Source organism: Streptomyces sp. NPDC029122 (genome assembly GCF_055569445.1).
Window position 1 is genome coordinate 83,425 of the sequence record NZ_JBVHWK010000018.1, and the last position, 20,919, is coordinate 104,343.

Consider the following 20,919-nt stretch of genomic DNA (forward strand, 5'->3'; position numbering starts at 1 on the left):
CGCCGCCGTTCCCGCTACGAGTGCCCCAGGTCGGCGGACGGGAGGTCCGCCGCGGGGACGGAGCCGGTGTCGGGAACGGGGCGCAGCGGGAATTCGTCCGTCGCCATCGAGTCCAGTACCGGCGGCGCGGGCCGCGGCGGCTTGGGCATGACGGCCGCCTCCGAGTGGCCGCCGCAGCCGTACGAGAGGGACACGAGCCGGCCGTCCGCCGGGCTGAACTCGTTCGCGCAGACGCCGAAGGCCTGGCCCAGCGAGCCCCCGATCGCGACGAGGAAGCCGCACGAGACGCACGACGCGGGCGCCGCCTGCGCCATCGCGGTCTTCGCTCCGAAGGCCTCGTCCCACCGGTCGGCCGCCGTGTGCAGCCCGTACCGCGACAGGACGCGGGCGCGGCGCATGCCGAGCTCCTCCGCCACCGCGGTGATGGAGCCGCGCGCCGGGGCGACCACCCGGTCGGTGACGTCGGCGTCCTCGGCCTCGACCAGTTCGGCCATCTCGGTGGAGACCACCGAGTTCGGCGGCGGCGTGTCCTCACCGGACCAGCCGGGCTCCAGGCGCAGGTCGTCGGCGTCCGTCGGCAGCAGGTCGCCGGGGCCCATGTCGCCCGGGCGCAGCCGGTCGCTCCACGGCACCCATTCGGGGGCGAGCAGCGCGTCGTCGCCGGGGAGGAGCACCGTTTCGTTGAGGGTGACGTTCTTCGCGCGGGAGGCGCGGGTCACGGTGACGGCCCAGCGCCAGCCCCGGTAGCCCGGCTCCTTGCACTCGAAGAAGTGCGTCACGACCCGGTCGCCCTCCGCTACGGCGGAGACGTGCGCGCCCACCACGCCGGGGTGGGCGGCCTCCTCGGCCGCCGCACGGGCGAGCTCCACCGCCTCGGCGCAGAGGCGGTCCGGGGCGGGCGTACGCGGGGTACGCGGGGTACGGCTTCGCGTCGTCGCAGCACTCACAGGTCTCGTTCTCTCCTACGCCGTCTCACGAGTGCGCCGTCCGTACTGTCGTCCACAACGACCCGTCGGTCTCGTCCGTACGTAGCGCGGGCGGAGCGGACCAGAGGGCCGCGTCGACGTCCGCGCCCCGATCGGCCTCGGGCGCACCCCACTGTGATCCATTCTGCGGGATCACGGAGAGGCGCGCGGCCAAGTGCAACCGCCGGTGGCGCGCTACGCACGCTACCTCCTCCGAAGCCTTCGGCCCACATGCGAGGTCCGATTCGCGGACACGGCACGCGCGGGGGGCCGGCGTGCGCGGGTCCGCGGCACCTCCCGGAAACGCACCGGGGACGCGCCGGGAGGGGTCCCGGACGGCCTCTTGGGGCACTATGGGCCACGTGGCACCCGCACGGTCGTCCGCAGACGGCTCGGGACCGGCCAGGCGGGCCGGCCGGGCTGTCGGGCGTGCCCTGCACCTCCCCTTCACCGGTACGGCGCGCGGGATCCGGCGCGCCACCCACGCCCACGGGGCCGGTGAGTCGGGACTGGGCCGGCTGATCGAACTGCACGCGATCAACGGCGCCGGCGACGTCATGATCACCGTGGCGCTGGCCTCGACGGTGTTCTTCTCCGTCCCCACGGACGAGGCACGCGGACGGGTGGCCCTGTACCTGGCGATCACCATGGCTCCCTTCACCCTGCTGGCCCCGGTGATCGGTCCCCTGCTGGACCGGCTGCCGCACGGCCGGCGGGCGGCGATGGCGGGCGCCATGCTGACGCGGGCGCTGCTGGCGGTGATGATGTCCGGCGCGGTCGCCACGGGCGGGCTGGAGCTGTATCCGGCGGCGCTGGGCGTCCTGGTGGCCTCGAAGGCGTACGGCGTCGTACGCAGTGCCGTGGTCCCGCGCCTGCTGCCGCCGAAGTTCTCACTCGTCAAGGCGAACTCCCGGGTCACGCTGGCGGGCCTGCTCGCGACGGGCGCGGCGGCGCCGGTGGCGGCCGGGCTGCACACGATCGGGCCTCCGTGGCCGCTGTACGGGGCCTGCGCGATCTTCGTCTGGGGCACCTTCGCGGCGTTCCAGCTGCCGCACAAGGTGGACGACGCGAAGGGCGAGCGACGGGCCCGGCTGTCCACGCACGAGGCGCACTCGAAGCGGCCGGGGCTGCGGACGGTCAGCCGTCCGGTGCTGTGCGGGCTGCTGGCGAACGCCTCGATGCGCGGGCTGTCCGGGTTCCTGATCTTCTTCCTGGCGTTCCTGCTGCGCGAGCACCCGCTGGCCGGGCAGAGCGCGGCGGTGTCGCTGGGCATCGTCGGTGTCGCGGCGGGCATCGGCAACGCGTGCGGCACGGCGGTCGGGGCGTGGCTGCGGGCCCGGGCCCCCGAGGCGATCATCGCGTCCGTCCTGTCGGTCACCCTGGGCGTGGCGATCGTGGCGGCGGTCCTCTTCAGCGGCCTGTTCATGGCCTTCCTGGCCGGCACGGCGGGCTTCTGCCAGGCCCTGGCGAAGCTGTCGCTGGACGCGATGATCCAGCGCGACGTGCCCGAGGCCGTGCGGACGTCGGCCTTCGCCCGTTCGGAGACGCTGCTCCAGGTGGCGTGGGTGATGGGCGGTGCGATCGGGATCGCCCTGCCGCTGAACGGCGTCCTCGGCATGTCGGTGGCCGCCGCCGTGGTCGCTCTGGGCACCCTGATGGCCCTGCGCGGCTTCCTGACCTCCCCGCACCACCACCGGCAGCAGGGCTCCTCCCGCACCCGGGTGGCGTAAGGGCCCCGGGCCGGCCGGCCTCCGGGGGCGTGCCGGGGGCGCCGCGCGGGCGGCCCGGACCCGACGCGGGAGCCCCGGCGGGGCGGGCCGCCCCGCCGCAGGACCCCCGTGCGGCGGTGCGGCCCACCGGCCCGATAGCCTTCGGCTCATGACCGCACCGCTTTTCCCGGGTAGGGCCCGCCGCAGCGTCGCGGCCCTCGGAGCCGTGTCCGCCGGCCTCCTCCTCCTGTCCGCCTGCGACAAGCCGACGCCGCTCGCGACGGTGACCGTCGGCAGCTCGTCGGTGTCCGCCGAGTCCGAGTGCCGCACCGACGGCAAGGACCTCTCCATGGACAGGGTCCAGGAGTGCCTGACGGACCCCAAGAACGCCAAGACCATCGAGTACGGCCGCGGGGACACGCTGCGCCTGGGCGTCGAGCCCGAGATCGTCGAGGACGGCAAGAAGTGGCAGGCGGTCCTCGACGGCCAGCCGATCACCGAGCCCTCCGCCAACACCTACCGCAGCTTCCAGGGCGCCGACGTCTTCGCGACCGGCGGCCAGGGCGAGGCGCCCCAGTCGAAGCTGCTGGGCTTCGTCCAGGTCGGCGAGGACGGCAAGCCCCTCTCCGTCTGGTCGTTCAAGCTCAAGCTGAAGAACTAGCGGGCGGAAGGCGGGCGGCGGCGTGCGCGCGCTGATCGTGACCGCGGTGGCCGCGGAGGCAGACTCCGTGGCCGCCGGCCTGTCCCCTCATCCGGACCCGGTCACGCCCGAGCCGCGCACCCTGCCCGGCGGGTACCTCATCACCCGCCGGGACCTGCCCGGCCTCGCGGCCGACGTCCTCGTCGGCGGTGTCGGCCCGGCCGCCGCCGCGGCCGCCACGGCCACCGCGCTCGCGCTGGCCGACTACTCCCTCGTCGTCTCCGCCGGCATCGGCGGCGGGTTCGCGCCCGCCGCCCCGCCCGGCTCGCTGGTGGTCGCCGACGCGCTCGTCGCCGCCGACCTGGGCGCCGAGACCCCCGAGGGTTTCCTCCCGGTGCAGGAGCTCGGCTTCGGCCGCAACGTGCACCTGCCGCCCGCCGGGCTCGCCGCCCGCGCCGCCGAGGCCACCGGGGCACTGCTCGCGCCCGTGCTGACCGTGTCCACCGTCACCGGCAGCGCCTCCCGCGCCGCCGAGCTCGCCGCCCGCCACCCGCTCGCGGGGGCCGAGGCGATGGAGGGCTTCGGGGTGGCGGAGGCCGCCGCCGCGCACGGGCTGCCGGTACTGGAGATCCGCGCCGTGTCCAACGCCGTCGGACCGCGTGACCGGGCCGCCTGGCGGATCGCGGAGGCGATGGACGCCCTCACCGCCGGATTCCGCGCGCTGGGACCCGTACTCGTCCATTGGGGAGAACGCCATGAGCACCGCTGAACCGCTCGCGATCGCCTACTCGCCCTGCCCGAACGACACCTTCGTCTTCGACGCCTGGGCGCACGGACGCGTCCCGGGCGCACCCGCCCTCGACGTGACCTTCGCCGACATCGACATCACCAACGGCATGGCGGAGCGCGGCGAGCTCGACGTGCTGAAGGTGTCGTACGCCGTGCTGCCCTGGGTGCTGGAGGAGTACGCGCTGCTGCCCTGCGGCGGGGCGCTGGGGCGCGGCTGCGGCCCCCTCGTGCTGACGCGCGGGCCCGGCGTGGACCTGAGCACCGGCACGGTGGCGGTGCCGAGCGAACGCTCCACCGCGTACCTGCTCTTCCGGCTGTGGGCGGCGGACGTACTGCCGGACGGGGTCGGCAAGGTGGTCGTGCTGCCGTTCCACGAGATCATGCCGGCCGTGCGCGACGGGCGGGTGGACGCCGGACTGGTCATCCACGAGGCCCGGTTCACCTACCAGGACTACGGACTGCACCGGCTGGCCGACATGGGCGAGCACTGGGAGTCCACCACCGGCCTGCCGATCCCGCTGGGCGCGATCATCGCCAAGCGCTCGCTGGGCGCGGAGAAGCTGCGCGCGCTGGCCGAGGCGGCCCGTACGTCGGTGCGGATGGCGTGGGACGACCCGGAGGCGTCGCGGCCGTACGTACGCGCCCACGCGCAGGAACTGGATCCGGCGGTCGCCGACCAGCACATCGGGCTGTACGTCAACGAGTTCACCGCCGACCTCGGCGACGCCGGGTACGCGGCCGTCCGCGGGCTGCTCACCAGGGCCGCCGCCGAGGGGCTGGTACCGGCCATCCCTGCGGACGCGCTGCGCTTCCCGTGACCTGACGCGCCGCGGCGCGCCGGTGCCCCGCCGCTCGGGGAGCGGCGGGGCACCGTGGGTCCGCGACGGGTCGGACGCCGAGCCGGTCGGACGTCGAGCCGGTCAGACGTCGAGCTGGTCGGCCACCGCGCGCAGCAGGCCGGCGATCTTCGTGCCGTGCGCCTTGTCGGGGTAGCGGCCGCGCTCCAGCATCGGGGTGATGTTCTCGAGCAGGGTCGTCAGGTCCTGCACGATGGAGGCGAGCTCGTCGGGCTTGCGGCGCTGCGCGGCCGCGACCGAAGGCGCCGGATCCAGCACCGTCACCGAAAGTGCCTGGTCACCGCGCTGTCCCGCGACCACTCCGAATTCCACCCGCTGCCCGGGCTTGAGGGCCTCGACCCCGGCCGGGAGCACCGACGAGTGCACGAAGACGTCGCCGCCGTCATCACGGGAGAGAAAGCCGAAGCCCTTCTCGCTGTTGAACCACTTGACCTTGCCGGTAGGCACGTCCGTCCTCTGTCCTTGTGCTCGTCGGGTCCGGTCGGCCGTCGTGAACGGCTCCGGATAGCAGTACAGCGGGTCCTCCGACCCGCCACCTCCAGGCTAATGGTCCAGAAACCGCTGGCAAGACGTTCCCCGGTCCTTCCCGCTCCACCGCTTCGGCCAGGGAACTACCCTGGTGGGGTGACTGTTACTCCTCATCCCGACGAAGCGCGGCCCGGCGACGGCCTGGTCAAGGCCGGCGGCGTCGTGTTCATCGTGGGCGCCGTGGCGACCCTCGCGACGATGGCCCCGCTGTTCCTGGGCACCGACCCGTTCCCGCCGTACGCGTGGGCCGTCTGCATGCTCATGGGCGTCGGCTTCGCCATCTCCGCGGCGGGCGTACTCCGCTCGGCCGCCGCGCAGCGCCGGGCGGCCCGGGCTTCGCAGGCCGCCTGACGGTCGCCCGTAACCGGGGGGCGCCTCAGGCCGCGCGGGCCCGCTCGTACTCCTCGAGCCACTGCGGCAGCGCGGTGAGGTCGCCCAGCACCACGTCCGCACCGGCCTCCCGCAGCTGCGACGCCGTGCACGGGCCGGTCGGCACCACCACCGACAGCGCGCCGGCCGTCCGGGCGCCGCGCACGTCCCCGATGTGGTCGCCTACGTAGACCTGCGCCCCGTACTCGCGCAGCGCCCCGGCCTTGGCCTCGGCCCAGAGCCAGCCGATGACGGCGTCGGGCTCCATGCCCAGGTGCTCCAGGTGGTGGCGGGCGTTGGGCTCGTTCTTGGCGGTCACGACGATCGCCCGTCCGCCGAGGGCCTGAACGGCCTTGATCGCCTCGCGGGCTCCGGGCATCGCGGGCGTCGGCTCGATGGCGTGGTCGACGTAGAGCTCCCGGTAGAGGTCCCGCATCGCCGGTATCTCCTCCTCGGGGAACCAGTACGCGAGCTCCTCCTCCAGCGGCGGCCCGAGGCGCGTGATGGCCTCGTCGGCGTTGATGTACGCCCCGGTCTTCGCGGAGAGCGCCTGGTAGGCGGCCTTGATGCCGGGGCGGGAGTCGATGAGCGTCATGTCGAGGTCGAAGCCGACGGTGAGCTGTTGCGGGATGTGGGAGGTCATAGCGCCATTGTGCCGAGGCTCCACCGGACTGAGCGAAGCTAAGCGGAGGTTGGCTTAGCAGATGCCCTTATTTGGCGAAATGTCGGCTGTGTGGGGGTTGTTGCTGGCGAGGTGGGGCGGGTTGGGCGGGGGCTGCGGGGGGCGGAGTTTCGGCGGGGCGGCATCAGAGCCGGTTTGGGGGGTTCCCGTCAGTCCCATCGTCCTTCCGGTGCGTGCCGGTCCCTCAAGGGCGCTCACTTCGTTCGCGTCGCTCCGCGATGGCCTTCGGCCACCCTTGACCGACCGTCCCGCCCCGGAAAGACAAGGACTGCCGGGAACCCCCCAAAAGAACGGTCACGGGTCCAAGGGGAAGGGACGGGTCCCTCAGCGACGAGACGAGGGACCGGGCACCGGCCCGCCGGGCATCCGGCCCCCAAAGACCCTCAACGGTCCACCCCCGCGCACCAGATCGCTACGCGCTCCTCATCGCTTGGCGTCCGGCGACCGTCCAGGGGCTGATACCCGCACCAGATGTCGGTCAGGGGGCATCAGGGGCCGCTGGGTGCGGCAGATCGCTACGCGGTCCTCATTTCCCGGCGACTGACGGCCGTCTGGGGCTGGGATGGCCGAGACAGGGGTTGGCGGGGGGCTGAAGGGGGCTGTCGAGGAGGCGAATCGCCTCTCCGAGACCTCTCGTCGGCCTTGCCGGACCATGGGGACGCCTTTTTCAACCGCAGACTCCGACAGAGGCCCTCCACGCCTCACCACAACCCTTCAGAGGCGAACGAAAGGGGCATTTCCCCTCTCGGGCGGCTGACGATCAGCCCAGACGAGCCCGCAGAGGCCACCCGTCAGAAGCGCTGGGCGATCCGGCGCGCATCCCGTCCCCCATGGCGCCCTGACCAACATTTGGTGCTGGTATCAGCCCAAGGCGGCCGCCGGACGCCAAGCGGTGAGGAGCGTGTAGCGATCTGGCGCGTGGGGTGTTCCGCAGGGGGTCTGGGGGCCCGGATGCCCGGCGGACCGACGCCCGGCCGCCCGTCTCGTCGCTGAGGGGCCCGCCCCTCCATTCCTGCCCCGTGACCGTTCTTTTGGGGGGTTCCCGGCAGTCCTTGTCTTTCCGGGGCGGGACGGTCGGTCAAGGGTCGCCGAAGGCGATCACGCAGTGACGCGACGAAGGAGCGCCCTTGACGGGCCGGCACGAACCGGAAGGACGATGGGACTGACGGGAAACCCCCAAACCGCCCGGACACCGCCCCGCCGAAACCCCACCCCCCGCGCCGCCCCCTACCCCCCTACCGCCGTCGCGAGCGCCACAGGAGGTACGCCGCCGTGGTGGCGGCCGCTGTGCGGGCCAGGGTGGGCCAGAGGGAGCGGAAGGCCGGGCCGAGCTGGTCGGAGGGGAGGAGGGTGCCCCAGTGGCCGGCGGCGCGGCCCCAGAGCCAGAGCACGGCCAGGGCGAAGACCGTGGCGGGCAGGCCGAGGAGGACCCACTTGCGCTCGCGGGGCCCGAGCACGCGCGAGGCGTACGCCACCAGCGCGCCGGCGCCGAGCAGCGGCCAGTAGGCGGTGAGCGCCCCCGCGAGGAGCAGCACCGCCGCCAGCAGGAGGAACGCGTGGGGGCGGGGCCTCGGTTCCCCCTCCGGGGCGGCGGCCTTCTTCTTCTGGCGCCGGTCGCGCAGGAACCGTACGAGGCCCCCCGCCGCCGCGCCCGGGCCGGCGGCGGAGTCCGGCTCGGCCCCCGGCCCCGCACCCTTCGCGTCCCCGTCCGTCCCCGCACCCTCCTCGTCCCCCCGCTCCCGGAAGTGGTCCGGGAACTCGATGCCGCCCGCGAAGCCCTCCACCTGCGGCGGCCCCGCCCCCAGGGCGCCGGGGGACAGGCTCCACCAGTCGGGTTCGGCTTCGGCGGAGGAGCCGAGCTCGTCGAGGCCGGCCAGGTGCGGCGGGACGTTCTGCGGGCCGCGCTGCGCCGGAACCGCGGCGGGAGCGACCGGAGCCGCCGGAGCCGCCGGAGGCGCGGACCGGGTGGAGTCCACCGCGTCGAGGACCTCCTCCGGTGTGCCGATCCGGTCCAGGATGCTGCGTACGGCCGCCGGGGTGTCCGGTTCGTATCGGGCGCGCCGGCGGTCGATCTCGTCCCGCAGCCCCGCGACCAGCCGCATCCGGTCCCCGGACGACAGCTGTCGGCGCTGCGCCAAGTCCCCGACGCGGCTCAGGTATTCGTAGACCAGATGGTCGCTCTCGATCCCCACGCCCCCGACGGTAGCGCGTGCGTCCGTGGAGCGGCCGACGGCTCAGCGGATACCGTTGGCCGGATGGGGACCGGACGGCGGTCCGGCCGGCGTGACCAGGAGGCGACCAACGTGCCCGAGGCAAGTACCGCTACGGCGAACGCCCCGCGCTCCCTCGCCGAGGCGCTCCGCGCCCGCGACGACGTGGCGCTCGCCGCCCTGCTGCACGCCCGCCCCGACCTGCTGAACCCGGTGCCCGGCGACGTCACCCAGCTGGCCACCCGCGCCGGCACCCGGGCCTCGGTGGTGCGCGCCCTGGACCGTCTGGACCGGTTCGCGCTGCAGACGGCGGAGGCCCTCGCGGTCGCCCCGGACCCGTGCCCGTACCCGGTGCTGGAGTCGCTGCTGACCGGGACCGGCGGCGAGGACACCGCGGCCCGCGACGCGCTCCCCCGGGCTCTGGGGACCCTGCGCGACCAGGCTCTGGTGTGGGGGGACGAGGACCGGCTGCGGCTGGTCCGCACCGCCCGGGAGCTGCTCGCCCCGTCGGCGCAGCGGCCGTCCCCGACGGGGCTGGGGCCGACCGTGGCGGAGGCGGTGGCGGGGATGTCGCCGACCCGGATCCAGGAGATCGTGGCGGCGGCCGGGCTGCCGGCGACGCACGACGCGGTGTCGGCGGTGTCCGCGCTGACCGGGCTGTTCACCGACCCGGAGCGGATGTCGGCGCTGCTGGACGAGGCTCCGGCGGAGGCGCACCAGGTGCTGGGGCGGCTCGTGTGGGGGCCGCCGTACGGGGAGGTGACCCCGAATCCGACGCCGCCGGTGCGCTGGCTGCGCGACCGGGGACTGTTGCTGCCGGCTTCGCCGCGGACGGTCGTACTGCCCCGGGAGGTCGCGCTGCACCTGCGGGGCGGGCTCGCGCACCGGCGGACGGCTCCGCTCCCGCCGCCGGTGGGCGTGCACCGCGAGCACCGTCCACAGCTTGTGGACGCGAACGCGGCGGGGCAGGCGCTGGCGGCGCTGTCCACCGTCGAGGAGCTGGTGAAGTCCTGGGAGCACGCGGGACCGCTGGTGCTGCGGGCGGGCGGGCTGGCCGTACGGGACCTGAAGCGGACGGCGGCCGCGCTGGACACCACCGAGAGCGCGGCGGCGTTCTGGATCGAACTGGCCTACGCCGCGGGGCTGCTGGCCACCGACGGCGAGGCCGACGAGCGGTACGCGCCCACGCCCGCGTTCGACGGCTGGCGCGAGCTGCCGCCCGCCGAGCGGTGGGCGGCGCTGGCCGGGGCCTGGCTGCCGGCCACCCGCACGCCGGGGCTGGTCGGGGAGCAGGACGCCAAGGGGCGCACCCTGTCGGCGCTCGGGCCCGACCTGGACCGTTCGGCGGCGCCGGAGGTGCGCCGCCGGGTCCTGGAGCTGATCGGGGAGCTGCCCGAGGGCGGGGTGCCGGACGCGGAGGCGGTCCTGGAGCGGCTCGCGTGGGAGCGGCCGGCGCGCGGTGCGGGCGATCTGCGGGCCCGGCTCGCGCGGTGGACGCTGCACGAGGCCGAGGTGCTGGGGGTCACCGGGCGGGGTGCGCTCAGCGTGTTCGGCCGCGCGCTGCTGGAGCACCGCGATCCGGCGGGGCTGCTGGCGCCGCTGCTGCCGGAGCCGGTGGACCACGTGCTGTTGCAGGCGGACTTGACGGCGGTGGCTCCGGGTCCGCTGCTGCGGCCGCTGGCGGAGATGCTGGCCGTGCTCGCGGACGTGGAGTCCAAGGGCGGGGCGACGGTGTACCGGTTCACCCCCGGTTCGGTGCGGCGGGCGCTGGACGCCGGGCAGACGGCCTCGGACCTGCACGCCTTCCTCACCGAGCACAGCCGTACGCCGGTGCCGCAGCCGCTGGCGTACCTGATCGACGACGTGGCGCGGCGGCACGGGCACCTGCGGGTCGGGGCGGCGTCCTCGTACGTGCGGTGCGACGACGCGATGCTGGGGGAGATCCTCGCGGACAAGCGGTCGGCGTCGCTGGGGCTGCGGCGGCTCGCTCCGACCGTACTGGCGGCGCAGGCGGATCCGGCGGCGCTGCTCGACGGGCTGCGGGCGATGGGGTACGCCCCGGCGGCGGAGTCCCGTACCGGTGACGTGCTGGTGTCGCGGGCCGACGCGCACCGCACCCCGGCGCGTTCGGCGCCGGTGCCGGTGCCGGACGGACCGCCGGTGCCGGACGCGACGCTGCTGGGGGCGGCGGTACGGGCGATCCGTGCGGGCGATCTGGCGGCGACGGCGGTCCGCAAGGAGCCGGCCGCCTCCTCGGGCGCTCCGGGGGAACTGCCGCGCACGAGCGCGGCGGAGACCCTGGCCACGGTGCAGGCGGCGGCGCTGACGGGGTCGGCGGTGTGGATCGGGTACGTGAACGCCGACGGCGCGGCGAGCCAGCGGGTCATCGCCCCGGTGCGGGTGGAGGGCGGCTTCGTCACGGGCTACGACCACACGGCGGACGAGGTCCGCACGTACGCCCTGCACCGCATCACGGGGGTGGCGGAGCTGGCGGAGGACCAGGTCTAGGAGCGGCCGGCGGGAAAAACCGCTGGCCGGGGGCGGGGCCGACCGGCACTCTGGCGCCATGCCCGAAGCTCTGCCCGAAGCGGGATCCGCGTCCGCCCCGTCCGGATCCGCAGCCGGATCCCCCGCCGCGGCCCCCGTCCCCCGGTACCAGGTCCGCGCCGCCCACACCGGTACCACCGTCACCGTCTACCAGGCCTACGCCCCGCGTCTCGGCGTGCCCGCGGCCCGCGACGGGCGCTTCCCGTCCGCGTGGAAGCGGGAGCGGATGACGTGGATCAAGCCGTCGTTCCTGTGGATGATGTACCGCTGCGGCTGGGCCGCGAAGGCCGACCAGGAGACCGTCCTGGCGGTGGAGATCACCCGCGAGGGCTTCGACCGGGCGCTCGCCCGGGCCTGCCTGTCGCACTACGTGCCCGGCGTCCACGCGGACCGCGAGGCGTGGCGGGCGTCCCTGGCCGGCTCCCCGGCCCGGGTGCAGTGGGACCCGGAGCGGGACCTGCACCTGAACGCGCTGCCCCACCGGTCCCTGCAACTGGGCCTGTCGGGATGGGCTTCGCGGGCGTACGCCGACGAGTGGACGGTGTCCATCCGCGACGTCACCCCGCTGGCCCGGGAGATCCACGCCCTGGTCCGCGCGGGCGACACCGGTGCCGCCCGCGCGCTGCTCCCGGCCGAGGCCCCCTACCCGGCGGGCCCGCTGCCCCACCTGGGGGCGTAGCGGATCCCCCGCAGCCCCGCGCCCCCGGCTCACCTGGGCGCGTAGTCCACCAGCGCGGGGTCGAAGGGCCATGTCTCGCGGAGCCAGGCGCTCACCGCCTCGTGGACGCGGGCGTCCAGGTGGGCCCGGTCGGCCCGTACCCAGGAGCTGACGTGCACCCGCCGGGGATCCTCCTTGGCGGGGTAGACGTAGAGGCACCCGACGACCTCGTCCGCGTCTTCCAGCACGCTGTAGGTGAACCCGCGCCGCTCCGCGAAGTCCCGCGCGTGCCGCTCCAGGTCGGCCAGGTTCGCCTCGGCGGACATCCCCTCGGGCGGCGGCCAGGCGCGGCCCTCGAAGCCGGGCGTGGCCCGGATGTGCGGGATGCTCCCGCTCCAGGCGGCGAGGTCCCGCGCGTTGTGCTCCGCCCCGAGCGGCTCCAGCCGGAAACCGTCGCAGGCGAGCGTGCGCGGCACGTCGAAGCCGTCGGGCACGAAGGACTGCTGGTCTTCATCCATGCCCCGGACCGTACGGGGCACCGGTGGGCCGCGTCAGCGCGTTTTCCGGGCCGGGCCCGGCGGGACCCCCACACCCGCGGCGGGATACGGCAGACTGGAGGTTTGGCCGCCCGCGCCCGGGCGGCCGCCACCCCGCCGGAAAGGGACAGGCGTGAACGGGCCTCTCATCGTCCAGAGCGACAAAACCCTCCTTCTCGAGGTCGACCACGAACTCGCCGGGGCCGCGCGGCGCGCCATCGCCCCCTTCGCGGAGCTGGAGCGGGCGCCCGAGCACATCCACACCTACCGGATCACCCCGCTCGGGCTGTGGAACGCCCGGGCCGCCGGGCACGACGCCGAGCAGGTCGTCGACGCGCTCGTCGAGTACTCCCGCTATCCCGTCCCGCACGCGCTGCTGGTGGACGTCGCCGAGACCATGGCCCGCTACGGGCGCCTCACCCTGTCCAAGCACCCGGTCCACGGGCTGGTGCTGACCAGCACCGACCGGCCCGTGCTGGAGGAGATCCTGCGCTCGAAGCGGATCGCCCCGCTGGTCGGGGCGCGGCTCGACGCCGACACGGTGGCCGTGCACCCGTCGGAGCGCGGGCAGATCAAGCAGACCCTGCTGAAGCTGGGCTGGCCCGCCGAGGACCTCGCCGGGTACGTGGACGGCGAGGCGCACCCGATCGACCTGGAGGAGAACGGCTGGGCGCTGCGCCCGTACCAGGCGCAGGCCGTCGAGGGGTTCTGGCACGGCGGGTCCGGGGTGGTCGTCCTGCCGTGCGGCGCGGGCAAGACGCTGGTCGGTGCCGGTGCGATGGCGAAGGCGAAGGCGACGACGCTGATCCTGGTCACCAACACCGTCTCGGCGCGGCAGTGGAAGCACGAGCTGGTGCGGCGCACCTCGCTGACGGAGGAGGAGATCGGCGAGTACTCCGGTACGCGCAAGGAGATCCGGCCCGTCACGATCGCCACGTACCAGGTGCTGACGACCAAGCGGAAGGGCGTCTACCCCCACCTGGAGCTGTTCGACTCCCGGGACTGGGGGCTGATCCTCTACGACGAGGTGCACCTGCTGCCGGCCCCGGTGTTCAAGTTCACCGCCGACCTCCAGGCGCGTCGGCGGCTCGGTCTGACGGCCACTCTGGTGCGGGAGGACGGGCGGGAGTCGGACGTGTTCTCGCTGATCGGGCCGAAGCGGTTCGACGCGCCGTGGAAGGAGATCGAGGCGCAGGGCTACATCGCGCCGGCCGACTGCGTCGAGGTCCGCGTCAATCTGACCGAGTCCGAGCGGCTCGCGTACGCGACCGCCGAGACGGAGGAGAAGTACCGCTTCTGCGCGACGACCGCGACGAAGCGGAAGGTCACCGAGGCGCTGGTGCGCAAGCACCGGGGCGAGCAGACGCTGGTCATCGGGCAGTACATCGACCAGCTCGACGAGCTCGGCGAGCACCTGGACGCGCCCGTCATCAAGGGCGAGACCTCCAACGCGCAGCGGGAGAAGCTCTTCAACGCCTTCCGCGAGGGCGAGATCAGCGTGCTGGTCGTCTCCAAGGTCGCGAACTTCTCGATCGACCTGCCCGAGGCCACCGTCGCCATCCAGGTCTCCGGCACCTTCGGTTCCCGGCAGGAGGAGGCGCAGCGCCTGGGCCGGGTGCTGCGGCCGAAGGCGGACGGGCACGAGGCGCGGTTCTACTCGGTCGTCGCGCGCGACACGATCGACCAGGACTTCGCCGCGCACCGCCAGCGCTTCCTGGCGGAACAGGGCTACGCCTACCGGATCATGGACGCGGACGAGCTGCTGGCGAGCGACTGACCCGGTCCTCCGGGGCCGGGCGCGGGGCGGGGATACGGCCCCGCGCCGGGCGGTGGCGGGTGCGGCGGTAGGCCGCGCCCGTCAGGGCGGTCAGGGCCGGTACGGACCACACCCACAGGTGCGGCCACTCCCGCAGCAGGGCCCGGCCGGTCAGCGGGACGTGGTGGGCCCAGAAGTCGGCGGAGGCCTCCGGGAGCACCAGCAGCCCGAGCAGGGCGGTGCCAGCGAGACCGGCCAGGGCGGTCAGGGCGGCCCGGACGCGCCGCGTCACCAGCAGGTACGGGATGAAGAGCGCCGGGGTCAGGGTGATCCCGGCGGCGATGCCCAGGGCGAAGCCCTTGCCGAGGGCGGTGCGCGGCCGGCCGAGGTCCCAGACGGCGAGGCAGGCGAGCGCCAGGTTGATCTGGGCGGGCAGCGGGCTCTGGAACAGGGGCTCCAGCCACAGCCCGGCGATGGTGGCGGCCAGGACGGGGCCCCGCCGGGCCCGTACCGAGGCGAGCCGGCAGGACAGCAGGACCAGCAGGGCGAGCAGGCCGGCGTTCCCGAGGACGAGGACGGCCTTGAGCACACCGGCCGGCAGCCAGGCGGCGGGCGTGAAGAGGATCGCGGCGAACGGCGGATAAGCGCTGGGCGGATGCCACTCGGCGGCGGAGAAGCCACTGAGGACGGCGTCGGCGGTGGGGATGCGCAGGGCGATGCACAGGACGCCCAGAACGAGCAGCGGGCCTGTGACCAGCACTCCCGCGAGCGGGGAGGAAGAGGAAGCGGAATCGGGGCTGCGGGTCACGCGCGTGACCCTAGTGGATCAACGCGCGGTTGCCGCCGGGTTCAGGCCAAAGCCTGCGTACCCGTCAGCGGCGTATGACGCCGGCGTCGTGGGCGTACTCGCCGAGGACGGCGACGCTCACGGCGGCGGCGGCGAAGACCTTGGCGGCGCGCAGTACATCGCCGACGCGGTGGCGGGGACGGTGGCCGGAGGCGGCGGTGGCGCCTGCGGCCCCGGGCCCGCCCTGGACCGGGACAAAGGTTGCGGTGCTCATGTGTCCATGGTGCTTCTCCGCCCCTTCCCGCACATCGCCCTCGGGATGGAATCCGCAGCTCTCCCGGGTCCTCCTCGCGGCCCATGGCATCCCCTAGTGGCTCTGCCGGAGGTCTGACACTCCCCGGTATGACCCGTACGGAGGTCCCGCCCCCTCCGGGCTTCCGGCCCGGATATCCGTTCGCGCGGCCCCGCCCGGCTGACTACACTCTCCGCTCTTGCCGCCTCCCGCCGCCGCACCGGGGAGAGCCGCCTTCCGGACGGAAACCGGGGGCTTCCGTACCGCACCAGACCCGCAGCTGGAGGCCCTTCCGTGTCCGCGCACGCCCCCGACACCACCGCTCCCGACGCCACCGGTCCCCTCGGCCGGGAACGGGCCCACCTGGCCGCCTCCCGCTCCGCCCTGCGCGCCATGCGCGAGGACGTCGAGGCCCTCGACATCCGCGACGTCACCGCGAACTGGGTCAACGCCATCGTCCTCCAGGCCCAGATCGACGACCGCATCAAGGCCCTCGCCGACCTCGCCCACACCCCGCTCTTCTTCGGCCGCCTCGACTACCTGCACGCCCCGGGCGCGGAGCTCGCCGAGGGCGCCGGGGGCGAGCAGTTCTACATCGGCCGCCGCCACGTCCACGACGCCGAGGGCGACCCGATGGTGATCGACTGGCGGGCGCCGGTCTCCCAGCCCTTCTACCGCGCCTCCAAGGCCGACCCCCAGGACGTCGTGCTGCGCCGCCGCTTCGGCTACACCGGCGGCGAACTGACCGCGTACGAGGACGAGCACCTCAGCGACCCCGCCGAGTCCCCGGCCGTCAGCAAGCTGCTCCAGCAGGAGATCGAGCGGCCCCGCGTGGGCCCCATGCGCGACATCGTCGCGACGATCCAGCCCGAACAGGACGAGATCGTCCGCTCCGGACTGTCCGGCTCGGTCTGCGTCCAGGGCGGCCCCGGCACCGGGAAGACGGCCGTCGGCCTGCACCGGGTCGCGTACCTCCTCTACGCGCACCGCGAGCGCCTGGCCCGTACCGGCACGCTGGTCATCGGGCCGAACCGTTCCTTCCTGCACTACATCGAGCAGGTCCTGCCGGCGCTGGGCGAGCTGGAGGTCAAGCAGGCCACCGTCGACGACCTCGTCGCCCGCGACGGCCTGGAGGTACGCGGCACCGACTCCGCCGCCACGGCGGTGGTCAAGGGCGACGCCCGGATGGCGGAGGTGCTGCGCCGTGCCGTCCGCTCGCACGTCACCCCGCCCACCGAGCCCCTGATGGTGGTCCGCGGTTCGCGCCGGTGGCGGGTACCGGCGTACGAGCTCGAGGAGATCGTGACCGAGCTCCAGGACCGCGACATCCGCTACGGCGCCGCCCGCGACGCGCTGCCGCAGCGGATCGCGCACGCGGTCCTCGTCCGCATGGAGCAGGCGGGCGAGGCGCCGGACGACCGGGTGCAGGACGCGGTGGCCCGCAACCCGGCCGTGAAGGCGGCGGTCAAGGCGGTCTGGCCGGCGGTCGAGCCGGCGAAGCTGGTCCTGCGCCTGCTGTCGGACGCGGACTTCCTGGCCCTGCACGCGGAGGGCGTCCTCACGGCCGACGAACAGAAGCTGCTGCTGTGGCCGAAGCCCTTCCGGAGCGTGAAGTCGGCGAAGTGGTCGGCGGCGGACCTGGTGCTGATCGACGAGGCGGCGGACCTGGTGGAACGGACGCCCTCGCTCGGCCACGTCGTCCTCGACGAGGCGCAGGACCTGTCCCCCATGCAGTACCGGGCGGTCGGCCGCCGCTGCACGACGGGCTCGGCGACGGTACTGGGCGACCTCGCGCAGGGCACCACTCCGTGGGCGACGCGCAGCTGGGAGGAGGCGCTGACGCACCTGGGCAAGCCGGAAGCGGTGCTGGAGGAGCTGACGGCGGGCTTCCGCGTGCCGCGCGAGGTGATCGCGTACGCGTCACGACTGCTGCCCTCGATCTCGCCGGGGCTGGCCCCGGTCTCCTCGGTCCGCGAGACGCCGGGGTCCCTGAGGGTGACCCCGTCCACCGACCTGACGGCGGACGTCATCGCCGCCTGCCGCGCCTCCCTCGTGCACGAGGGCTCGATCGGCCTGATCGCGGCCGACGCCCGGATCCCGGTACTGGCGGAGGCCCTCCGGGCGGCGGGCCTGCCGTACCTCTCCCCCGGCGAGGAGACCACGGCGGAGTCCCGCCTCACCCTGGTCCCGGCGTCGCTGGCGAAGGGCCTGGAGTACGACTACGTGGTCCTGGACGAGCCGGCGGCGATCGTCGACGGCGAGCCGGACGAACGCACCGGGCTGCGCCGCCTGTACGTGTGCCTCACCCGGGCCGTGTCCGGCCTGACGGCGGTCCACGCCGCCACGCTGCCGCTGCCCCTGGCCTGACCCCGCTGCACGGAGCCGCCCTGGGGGCTGCACCCCCCAGACCCCCGCGCCTCAAACGCCGGCGGGGCTGGAGTTGCCTGCACAGCCCGCCCGCCTGCGGACCGTCTCCTGGGGGCCAGCCCCCAGCCCTCCGCGCCTCAAACGCCGGCGAGGCTGAAGTTGCCGACCAGGCTGGAGTTGCCAGCAGCACGCCGGCGCCGGCAAAGACACGGGCGGCGGGAGAACAACGTGAGGGGGCGGGGACGGGGTGGGGTGTCGTCCGGGGCTAAAACGAGATGATTTCGGCGCGCGGTACCGAGCACAACCGGATCCGGATCAGGCGCCGAACATCGAAGCCCGCCCCGGACGACACCCCACCCCGGCACCGACCCCGACCCGAAACCACCCCGCCCGAACCCCGCCCGGCCAGGCAACCGCCCGGCAGGGCAACACCCCACCCCCCAACCGCCCGGCCAGGGCACGGGCTACCCCACCGCCTCGCGCCACTCCGCCACCGCCGCCGCCGAGACCGGCCGCTCCCACCCGGAGGGACGCGCCGCGCCGCCGATGTGGAAGGCGTCGATGCCCGCCTCCCGCAGCACCGGCAGGTGCGCCAGGTTGAGGCCGCCGCCGACCAGGAGCCGCGGCCCGTACCCCGGCTCGCCGCGCCGGCCCGCTGCGGCCTCCGACACCAGCACCGGCAGCCCGTCCGCGACCCCCGCCGCCGACCCCGCCGTCAGGTAGGTGTCCAGTCCCGGCAGCTCCGCGAGGGCCTTCCGCAGGCCGTCCCGGTCCGCCGCGCGGTCGATCGCCCGGTGGAACGTCCACCGGCAGCCGTCCAGCTCCGCCAGCACGGCCTCGACCGCGTCGAGGTCGGGGCTGCCGTCCGGGTGCAGGAAGCCGAGGACGAACTCCTCCGCGCCCTCCGCCCGCAGCCCCCGCACGGTCTCCACCAGCACGGAGAGGTCGCCCGCCGCGAATCCGTCCGCCGTGCGGAGCATCACGCGCAGCGGGATGTCGACCGCCGCCCTGATCGCCGCGAAGGTCTCGCGCGCCGGGCTGAGCCCGTCGGCGGCCATGTCGGTGACCAGTTCGAGGCGGTCCGCCCCACCTGCCCTGGCGGCGACCGCGTCCTCCACGTCGAGGGCGATCACCTCCAGGAGCGCACGGTTGCTCATGTGATCCCCATCCTTATGCCCATATGAAAAATAGGTCTAGTCCAATATCCAGGGTACGGGCCCCACCCGCGCTCCACCAGCACAATCGCGCCAGCCCACAATGTCCGCATGGAAACCCCCGACACCGACCGCCTCCGCGCCCGCTGGGCGGCGACCGCCACCGCCGCCGGCGCCACCCGCGACCCCGCCCCCTACGCCGACCGCCTCCTCACCGCCTGGGCGGAACCCCAGCGCCGGTACCACACCACCGCCCACCTGGCCGAGGTCCTCGCCCGGCTCGACGTACTCGCCGGGCACGCCGACGACACCGCCGCCGTCGAACTCGCCGCCTGGTTCCACGACGCCGTCTACCGCCCCGACCGCTCCGAGAACGAGGAGCGCAGCGCCGCCCTCGCCGAGCGCGCCCTGCCCGAGCTGGGCGTCGACGCGGCCCGCACCGCCGAGGTCGCCCGGCTGGTGCGGCTCACCGTCACCCACGATCCCGCCCCCGGCGACACCAACGGCGAGGCCCTCTGCGACGCCGACCTCGGCGTCCTCGCCGGCGACCCCGCCGCCTACACCGCCTACGCCGCCGCCGTCCGTGCCGAGTACGGCTTCGTCCCCGACGAGGCCTTCCGCACCGGCCGCGCCGCCGTCCTGCGCGGCCTGCTCGCCCTGCCGCGCCTCTTCCGCACCCCGTACGGCGCCGCCCACTGGGAGGGCCCGGCACGCCGCAACCTGGAAGCCGAGCTGGCCTCGCTGACCTGACGTCCGACCTGACATACGGAACGTCCCCGGGAATGCGTCCCGCTTCGCGGCGGTTCGGGAAGTACATGCCCGCAGCCTCCGCACGACCCCGATCCCGTATGCCCGTCGCCGTCTACGTCCTCGGCCTGTCCGTCTTCGCGCTCGGCACCAGCGAGTTCATGCTGTCCGGCCTCCTGCCCCCCATCGCGCAGGACATGGGCGTCACCATCCCGCAGGCGGGCCTGCTGATATCCGCGTTCGCGATCGGCATGGTCGTCGGAGCGCCGCTGCTCGCGGTCGCCACCCTGCGCCTCCCGCGCCGCACCACCCTCATCGCCCTCATCAGCCTCTTCGGCCTCGGCCAGGTCGCGGGCGCGCTGGCACCCACGTACGAGCTGCTCTTCGCCTCCCGCGTGGTGTCGGCCCTCGCCTGCGCCGGGTTCTGGGCCGTCGGCACGGCCGTCGCCATCGCCATGGTCGACCAGGGCCAGCGGGCCCGCGCCCTGTCCGTCATGATCGGCGGCCTGTCTATCGCCAACGTCCTCGGCGTCCCCGCCGGTGCCTTCCTCGGGGAGCACTTCGGCTGGCGCTCCGCGTTCTGGTCGGTCGGCGCCGCCTCCGCCGTCGCCCTCGCCGGCATCCTCGCGCTGATCCCGAAGATCCCGCTGCCCGCCGAGAAGCCCCGCCTCCGCCGCGAGCTGGGCATCTACCGCGACCGCCAGGTGTGGCTGTCGATCGGCATCACGGCCCTGGCCGCGGGCGGCGTCTTCTGCGCCTTCAGCTACCTGTCACCGCTGCTCACGGACGTGGCCGGACTGGACTCGAAGTGGGTGCCGTGGATCCTGGGCCTCTTCGGCGCCGGCGCCCTGGTCGGGACGACCGTCGGCGGGCGCATCGCCGACGCGCACCTGTTCGGGGTGATGCTCTGGGGCATCACCGCCTCGACGGTGTTCCTCGGCGCCCTCACCGTGCTGGCCTCCAGCGCGGCCGCCGCGATCGCCCTGGCGTTCCTGCTCGGAGTCTCGGCGTTCTTCACCGCCCCGGCCCTCAACGCCCGGCTGTTCAACGTCGCCGGAGCGGCCCCGACCCTCGCCGGAGCCACCATCACCGCCGCGTTCAACCTCGGCAACACCGGCGGCCCCTGGCTCGGCGGCACGGTCATCGACGCCGGATTCGGCTTCTCCTCCCCGGCCTGGGCGGGCGCGGCCATGACCGTCACCGCCCTCGCCCTCACCGCCCTCGCCCTCCGCCTGGACCGCCGTACGCCGCCCCGCGCGACCCGCGTGGTGGCCGGCTCCCCCGCCCACCGGGCGGCGGACCCCGTCAGCAGCTGAACGGCCCGGC

The 20,919-nt window shown here is 74.5% G+C and carries 19 protein-coding genes; 11 read left to right on the top strand and 8 right to left on the bottom strand.

Going from position 1 to position 20,919, the window contains the following annotated elements:
- Positions 1 to 14: 14 nt before the first annotated feature.
- The gene (locus tag ACZ4WZ_RS21355) at positions 15 to 947 is read right to left on the bottom strand and encodes a DUF3027 domain-containing protein (RefSeq protein ID WP_467892522.1); all 933 of its coding nucleotides are present in this window, start codon (positions 945 to 947) and stop codon (positions 15 to 17) included.
- Between the two features lie 371 nt (positions 948 to 1,318).
- On the opposite strand from ACZ4WZ_RS21355, the gene ACZ4WZ_RS21360 reads away from it, so the two are divergent.
- The 4 genes from ACZ4WZ_RS21360 to ACZ4WZ_RS21375 all read left to right on the top strand — a co-directional run bounded on the left by ACZ4WZ_RS21360 (position 1,319) and on the right by ACZ4WZ_RS21375 (position 4,921).
- Complete coding sequence (locus ACZ4WZ_RS21360; RefSeq protein ID WP_467892523.1) at positions 1,319 to 2,695, top strand: MFS transporter; 1,377 nt, start codon at positions 1,319 to 1,321, stop codon at positions 2,693 to 2,695.
- Between the two features lie 148 nt (positions 2,696 to 2,843).
- On the top strand, positions 2,844 to 3,335 hold the full coding sequence (locus ACZ4WZ_RS21365) for a DUF2771 domain-containing protein (protein ID WP_388942269.1): 492 nt from the start codon (positions 2,844 to 2,846) through the stop codon (positions 3,333 to 3,335).
- Between the two features lie 22 nt (positions 3,336 to 3,357).
- On the top strand, positions 3,358 to 4,083 hold the full coding sequence (locus tag ACZ4WZ_RS21370; protein WP_467892525.1) for a futalosine hydrolase: 726 nt from the start codon (positions 3,358 to 3,360) through the stop codon (positions 4,081 to 4,083).
- A complete protein-coding gene (locus tag ACZ4WZ_RS21375; RefSeq protein ID WP_467892526.1) occupies positions 4,070 to 4,921 on the top strand; it encodes a 1,4-dihydroxy-6-naphthoate synthase in 852 nt (283 codons plus the stop codon). The genes ACZ4WZ_RS21370 and ACZ4WZ_RS21375 overlap by 14 nt, the downstream gene beginning before the upstream one ends.
- Positions 4,922 to 5,023: 102 nt before the next feature.
- Here the strand turns inward: ACZ4WZ_RS21375 and ACZ4WZ_RS21380 are convergent, their stop codons facing one another.
- On the bottom strand, positions 5,024 to 5,407 hold the full coding sequence (locus ACZ4WZ_RS21380; RefSeq protein ID WP_361603696.1) for a cold-shock protein: 384 nt from the start codon (positions 5,405 to 5,407) through the stop codon (positions 5,024 to 5,026).
- A 177-nt stretch (positions 5,408 to 5,584) separates the two neighbouring features.
- On the opposite strand from ACZ4WZ_RS21380, the gene ACZ4WZ_RS21385 reads away from it, so the two are divergent.
- Positions 5,585 to 5,839 carry a hypothetical protein gene (locus ACZ4WZ_RS21385; protein WP_467892527.1) on the top strand — a complete coding sequence of 85 codons (255 nt, stop codon included), beginning with the start codon at positions 5,585 to 5,587 and terminating at the stop codon, positions 5,837 to 5,839.
- A gap of 25 nt (positions 5,840 to 5,864) precedes the next feature.
- On the opposite strand, the gene ACZ4WZ_RS21390 is transcribed toward ACZ4WZ_RS21385, so the two are convergent.
- Positions 5,865 to 6,500, bottom strand: coding sequence for an HAD family hydrolase (locus tag ACZ4WZ_RS21390; RefSeq protein ID WP_467892529.1), 636 nt, complete (start codon positions 6,498 to 6,500; stop codon positions 5,865 to 5,867).
- Between the two features lie 1,274 nt (positions 6,501 to 7,774).
- Positions 7,775 to 8,731 carry a hypothetical protein gene (locus ACZ4WZ_RS21395; RefSeq protein WP_467892530.1) on the bottom strand — a complete coding sequence of 319 codons (957 nt, stop codon included), beginning with the start codon at positions 8,729 to 8,731 and terminating at the stop codon, positions 7,775 to 7,777.
- Between the two features lie 63 nt (positions 8,732 to 8,794).
- Here ACZ4WZ_RS21395 and ACZ4WZ_RS21400 point away from each other — a divergent pair, with 63 nt between their 5' ends.
- Positions 8,795 to 11,257 carry a helicase-associated domain-containing protein gene (locus tag ACZ4WZ_RS21400; RefSeq protein WP_467892532.1) on the top strand — a complete coding sequence of 821 codons (2,463 nt, stop codon included), beginning with the start codon at positions 8,795 to 8,797 and terminating at the stop codon, positions 11,255 to 11,257.
- 58 nt (positions 11,258 to 11,315) lie between these two features.
- Positions 11,316 to 11,975 carry a DUF4291 domain-containing protein gene (locus ACZ4WZ_RS21405; RefSeq protein ID WP_467892534.1) on the top strand — a complete coding sequence of 220 codons (660 nt, stop codon included), beginning with the start codon at positions 11,316 to 11,318 and terminating at the stop codon, positions 11,973 to 11,975.
- 29 nt (positions 11,976 to 12,004) lie between these two features.
- On the opposite strand, the gene ACZ4WZ_RS21410 is transcribed toward ACZ4WZ_RS21405, so the two are convergent.
- Positions 12,005 to 12,472: a GNAT family N-acetyltransferase gene (locus ACZ4WZ_RS21410; RefSeq protein WP_467892535.1), complete on the bottom strand. Its 468-nt coding sequence runs from the start codon at positions 12,470 to 12,472 to the stop codon at positions 12,005 to 12,007.
- 151 nt (positions 12,473 to 12,623) lie between these two features.
- Here ACZ4WZ_RS21410 and ACZ4WZ_RS21415 point away from each other — a divergent pair, with 151 nt between their 5' ends.
- A complete protein-coding gene (locus tag ACZ4WZ_RS21415) occupies positions 12,624 to 14,267 on the top strand; it encodes a DNA repair helicase XPB (protein WP_388942299.1) in 1,644 nt (547 codons plus the stop codon).
- Here the strand turns inward: ACZ4WZ_RS21415 and ACZ4WZ_RS21420 are convergent.
- Together ACZ4WZ_RS21420 and ACZ4WZ_RS21425 are read right to left on the bottom strand one after the other, a co-directional pair.
- On the bottom strand, positions 14,233 to 15,054 hold the full coding sequence (locus ACZ4WZ_RS21420) for a glycosyltransferase family 87 protein (protein ID WP_467892538.1): 822 nt from the start codon (positions 15,052 to 15,054) through the stop codon (positions 14,233 to 14,235). The genes ACZ4WZ_RS21415 and ACZ4WZ_RS21420 overlap by 35 nt on opposite strands.
- Before the next feature lie 64 nt (positions 15,055 to 15,118).
- A complete protein-coding gene (locus tag ACZ4WZ_RS21425) occupies positions 15,119 to 15,307 on the bottom strand; it encodes a hypothetical protein (RefSeq protein WP_467892539.1) in 189 nt (62 codons plus the stop codon).
- Between the two features lie 411 nt (positions 15,308 to 15,718).
- On the opposite strand from ACZ4WZ_RS21425, the gene ACZ4WZ_RS21430 reads away from it, so the two are divergent.
- On the top strand, positions 15,719 to 17,692 hold the full coding sequence (locus ACZ4WZ_RS21430) for a HelD family protein (RefSeq protein WP_467892628.1): 1,974 nt from the start codon (positions 15,719 to 15,721) through the stop codon (positions 17,690 to 17,692).
- 464 nt (positions 17,693 to 18,156) lie between these two features.
- Here ACZ4WZ_RS21430 and ACZ4WZ_RS21435 read toward each other — a convergent pair whose 3' ends face one another.
- Positions 18,157 to 18,849 carry a copper homeostasis protein CutC gene (locus tag ACZ4WZ_RS21435; protein ID WP_467892540.1) on the bottom strand — a complete coding sequence of 231 codons (693 nt, stop codon included), beginning with the start codon at positions 18,847 to 18,849 and terminating at the stop codon, positions 18,157 to 18,159.
- A 108-nt stretch (positions 18,850 to 18,957) separates the two neighbouring features.
- Here ACZ4WZ_RS21435 and ACZ4WZ_RS21440 point away from each other — a divergent pair, with 108 nt between their 5' ends.
- Together ACZ4WZ_RS21440 and ACZ4WZ_RS21445 are read left to right on the top strand one after the other, a co-directional pair.
- A complete protein-coding gene (locus tag ACZ4WZ_RS21440) occupies positions 18,958 to 19,596 on the top strand; it encodes an HD domain-containing protein (protein ID WP_467892542.1) in 639 nt (212 codons plus the stop codon).
- Positions 19,597 to 19,694: 98 nt separating this feature from the next.
- Positions 19,695 to 20,909: a Cmx/CmrA family chloramphenicol efflux MFS transporter gene (locus ACZ4WZ_RS21445; protein ID WP_467892544.1), complete on the top strand. Its 1,215-nt coding sequence runs from the start codon at positions 19,695 to 19,697 to the stop codon at positions 20,907 to 20,909.
- The last annotated feature ends 10 nt before the right edge of the window (positions 20,910 to 20,919 follow it).

Coding starts and splice junctions, on each gene's coding strand:
- ACZ4WZ_RS21360 (WP_467892523.1), top strand. CDS start 1,319: ATGGGCCACGTGGCACCCGCACGGTCGTCCGCAGACGGCTCGGGACCG.
- ACZ4WZ_RS21365 (WP_388942269.1), top strand. CDS start 2,844: ATGACCGCACCGCTTTTCCCGGGTAGGGCCCGCCGCAGCGTCGCGGCC.
- ACZ4WZ_RS21375 (WP_467892526.1), top strand. CDS start 4,070: ATGAGCACCGCTGAACCGCTCGCGATCGCCTACTCGCCCTGCCCGAAC.
- ACZ4WZ_RS21390 (WP_467892529.1), bottom strand. CDS start 6,500: ATGACCTCCCACATCCCGCAACAGCTCACCGTCGGCTTCGACCTCGAC.
- ACZ4WZ_RS21400 (WP_467892532.1), top strand. CDS start 8,795: ATGGGGACCGGACGGCGGTCCGGCCGGCGTGACCAGGAGGCGACCAAC.
- ACZ4WZ_RS21405 (WP_467892534.1), top strand. CDS start 11,316: ATGCCCGAAGCTCTGCCCGAAGCGGGATCCGCGTCCGCCCCGTCCGGA.
- ACZ4WZ_RS21410 (WP_467892535.1), bottom strand. CDS start 12,472: ATGGATGAAGACCAGCAGTCCTTCGTGCCCGACGGCTTCGACGTGCCG.
- ACZ4WZ_RS21425 (WP_467892539.1), bottom strand. CDS start 15,307: ATGAGCACCGCAACCTTTGTCCCGGTCCAGGGCGGGCCCGGGGCCGCA.
- ACZ4WZ_RS21430 (WP_467892628.1), top strand. CDS start 15,719: ATGCGCGAGGACGTCGAGGCCCTCGACATCCGCGACGTCACCGCGAAC.
- ACZ4WZ_RS21435 (WP_467892540.1), bottom strand. CDS start 18,849: ATGAGCAACCGTGCGCTCCTGGAGGTGATCGCCCTCGACGTGGAGGAC.
- ACZ4WZ_RS21440 (WP_467892542.1), top strand. CDS start 18,958: ATGGAAACCCCCGACACCGACCGCCTCCGCGCCCGCTGGGCGGCGACC.
- ACZ4WZ_RS21445 (WP_467892544.1), top strand. CDS start 19,695: ATGCCCGTCGCCGTCTACGTCCTCGGCCTGTCCGTCTTCGCGCTCGGC.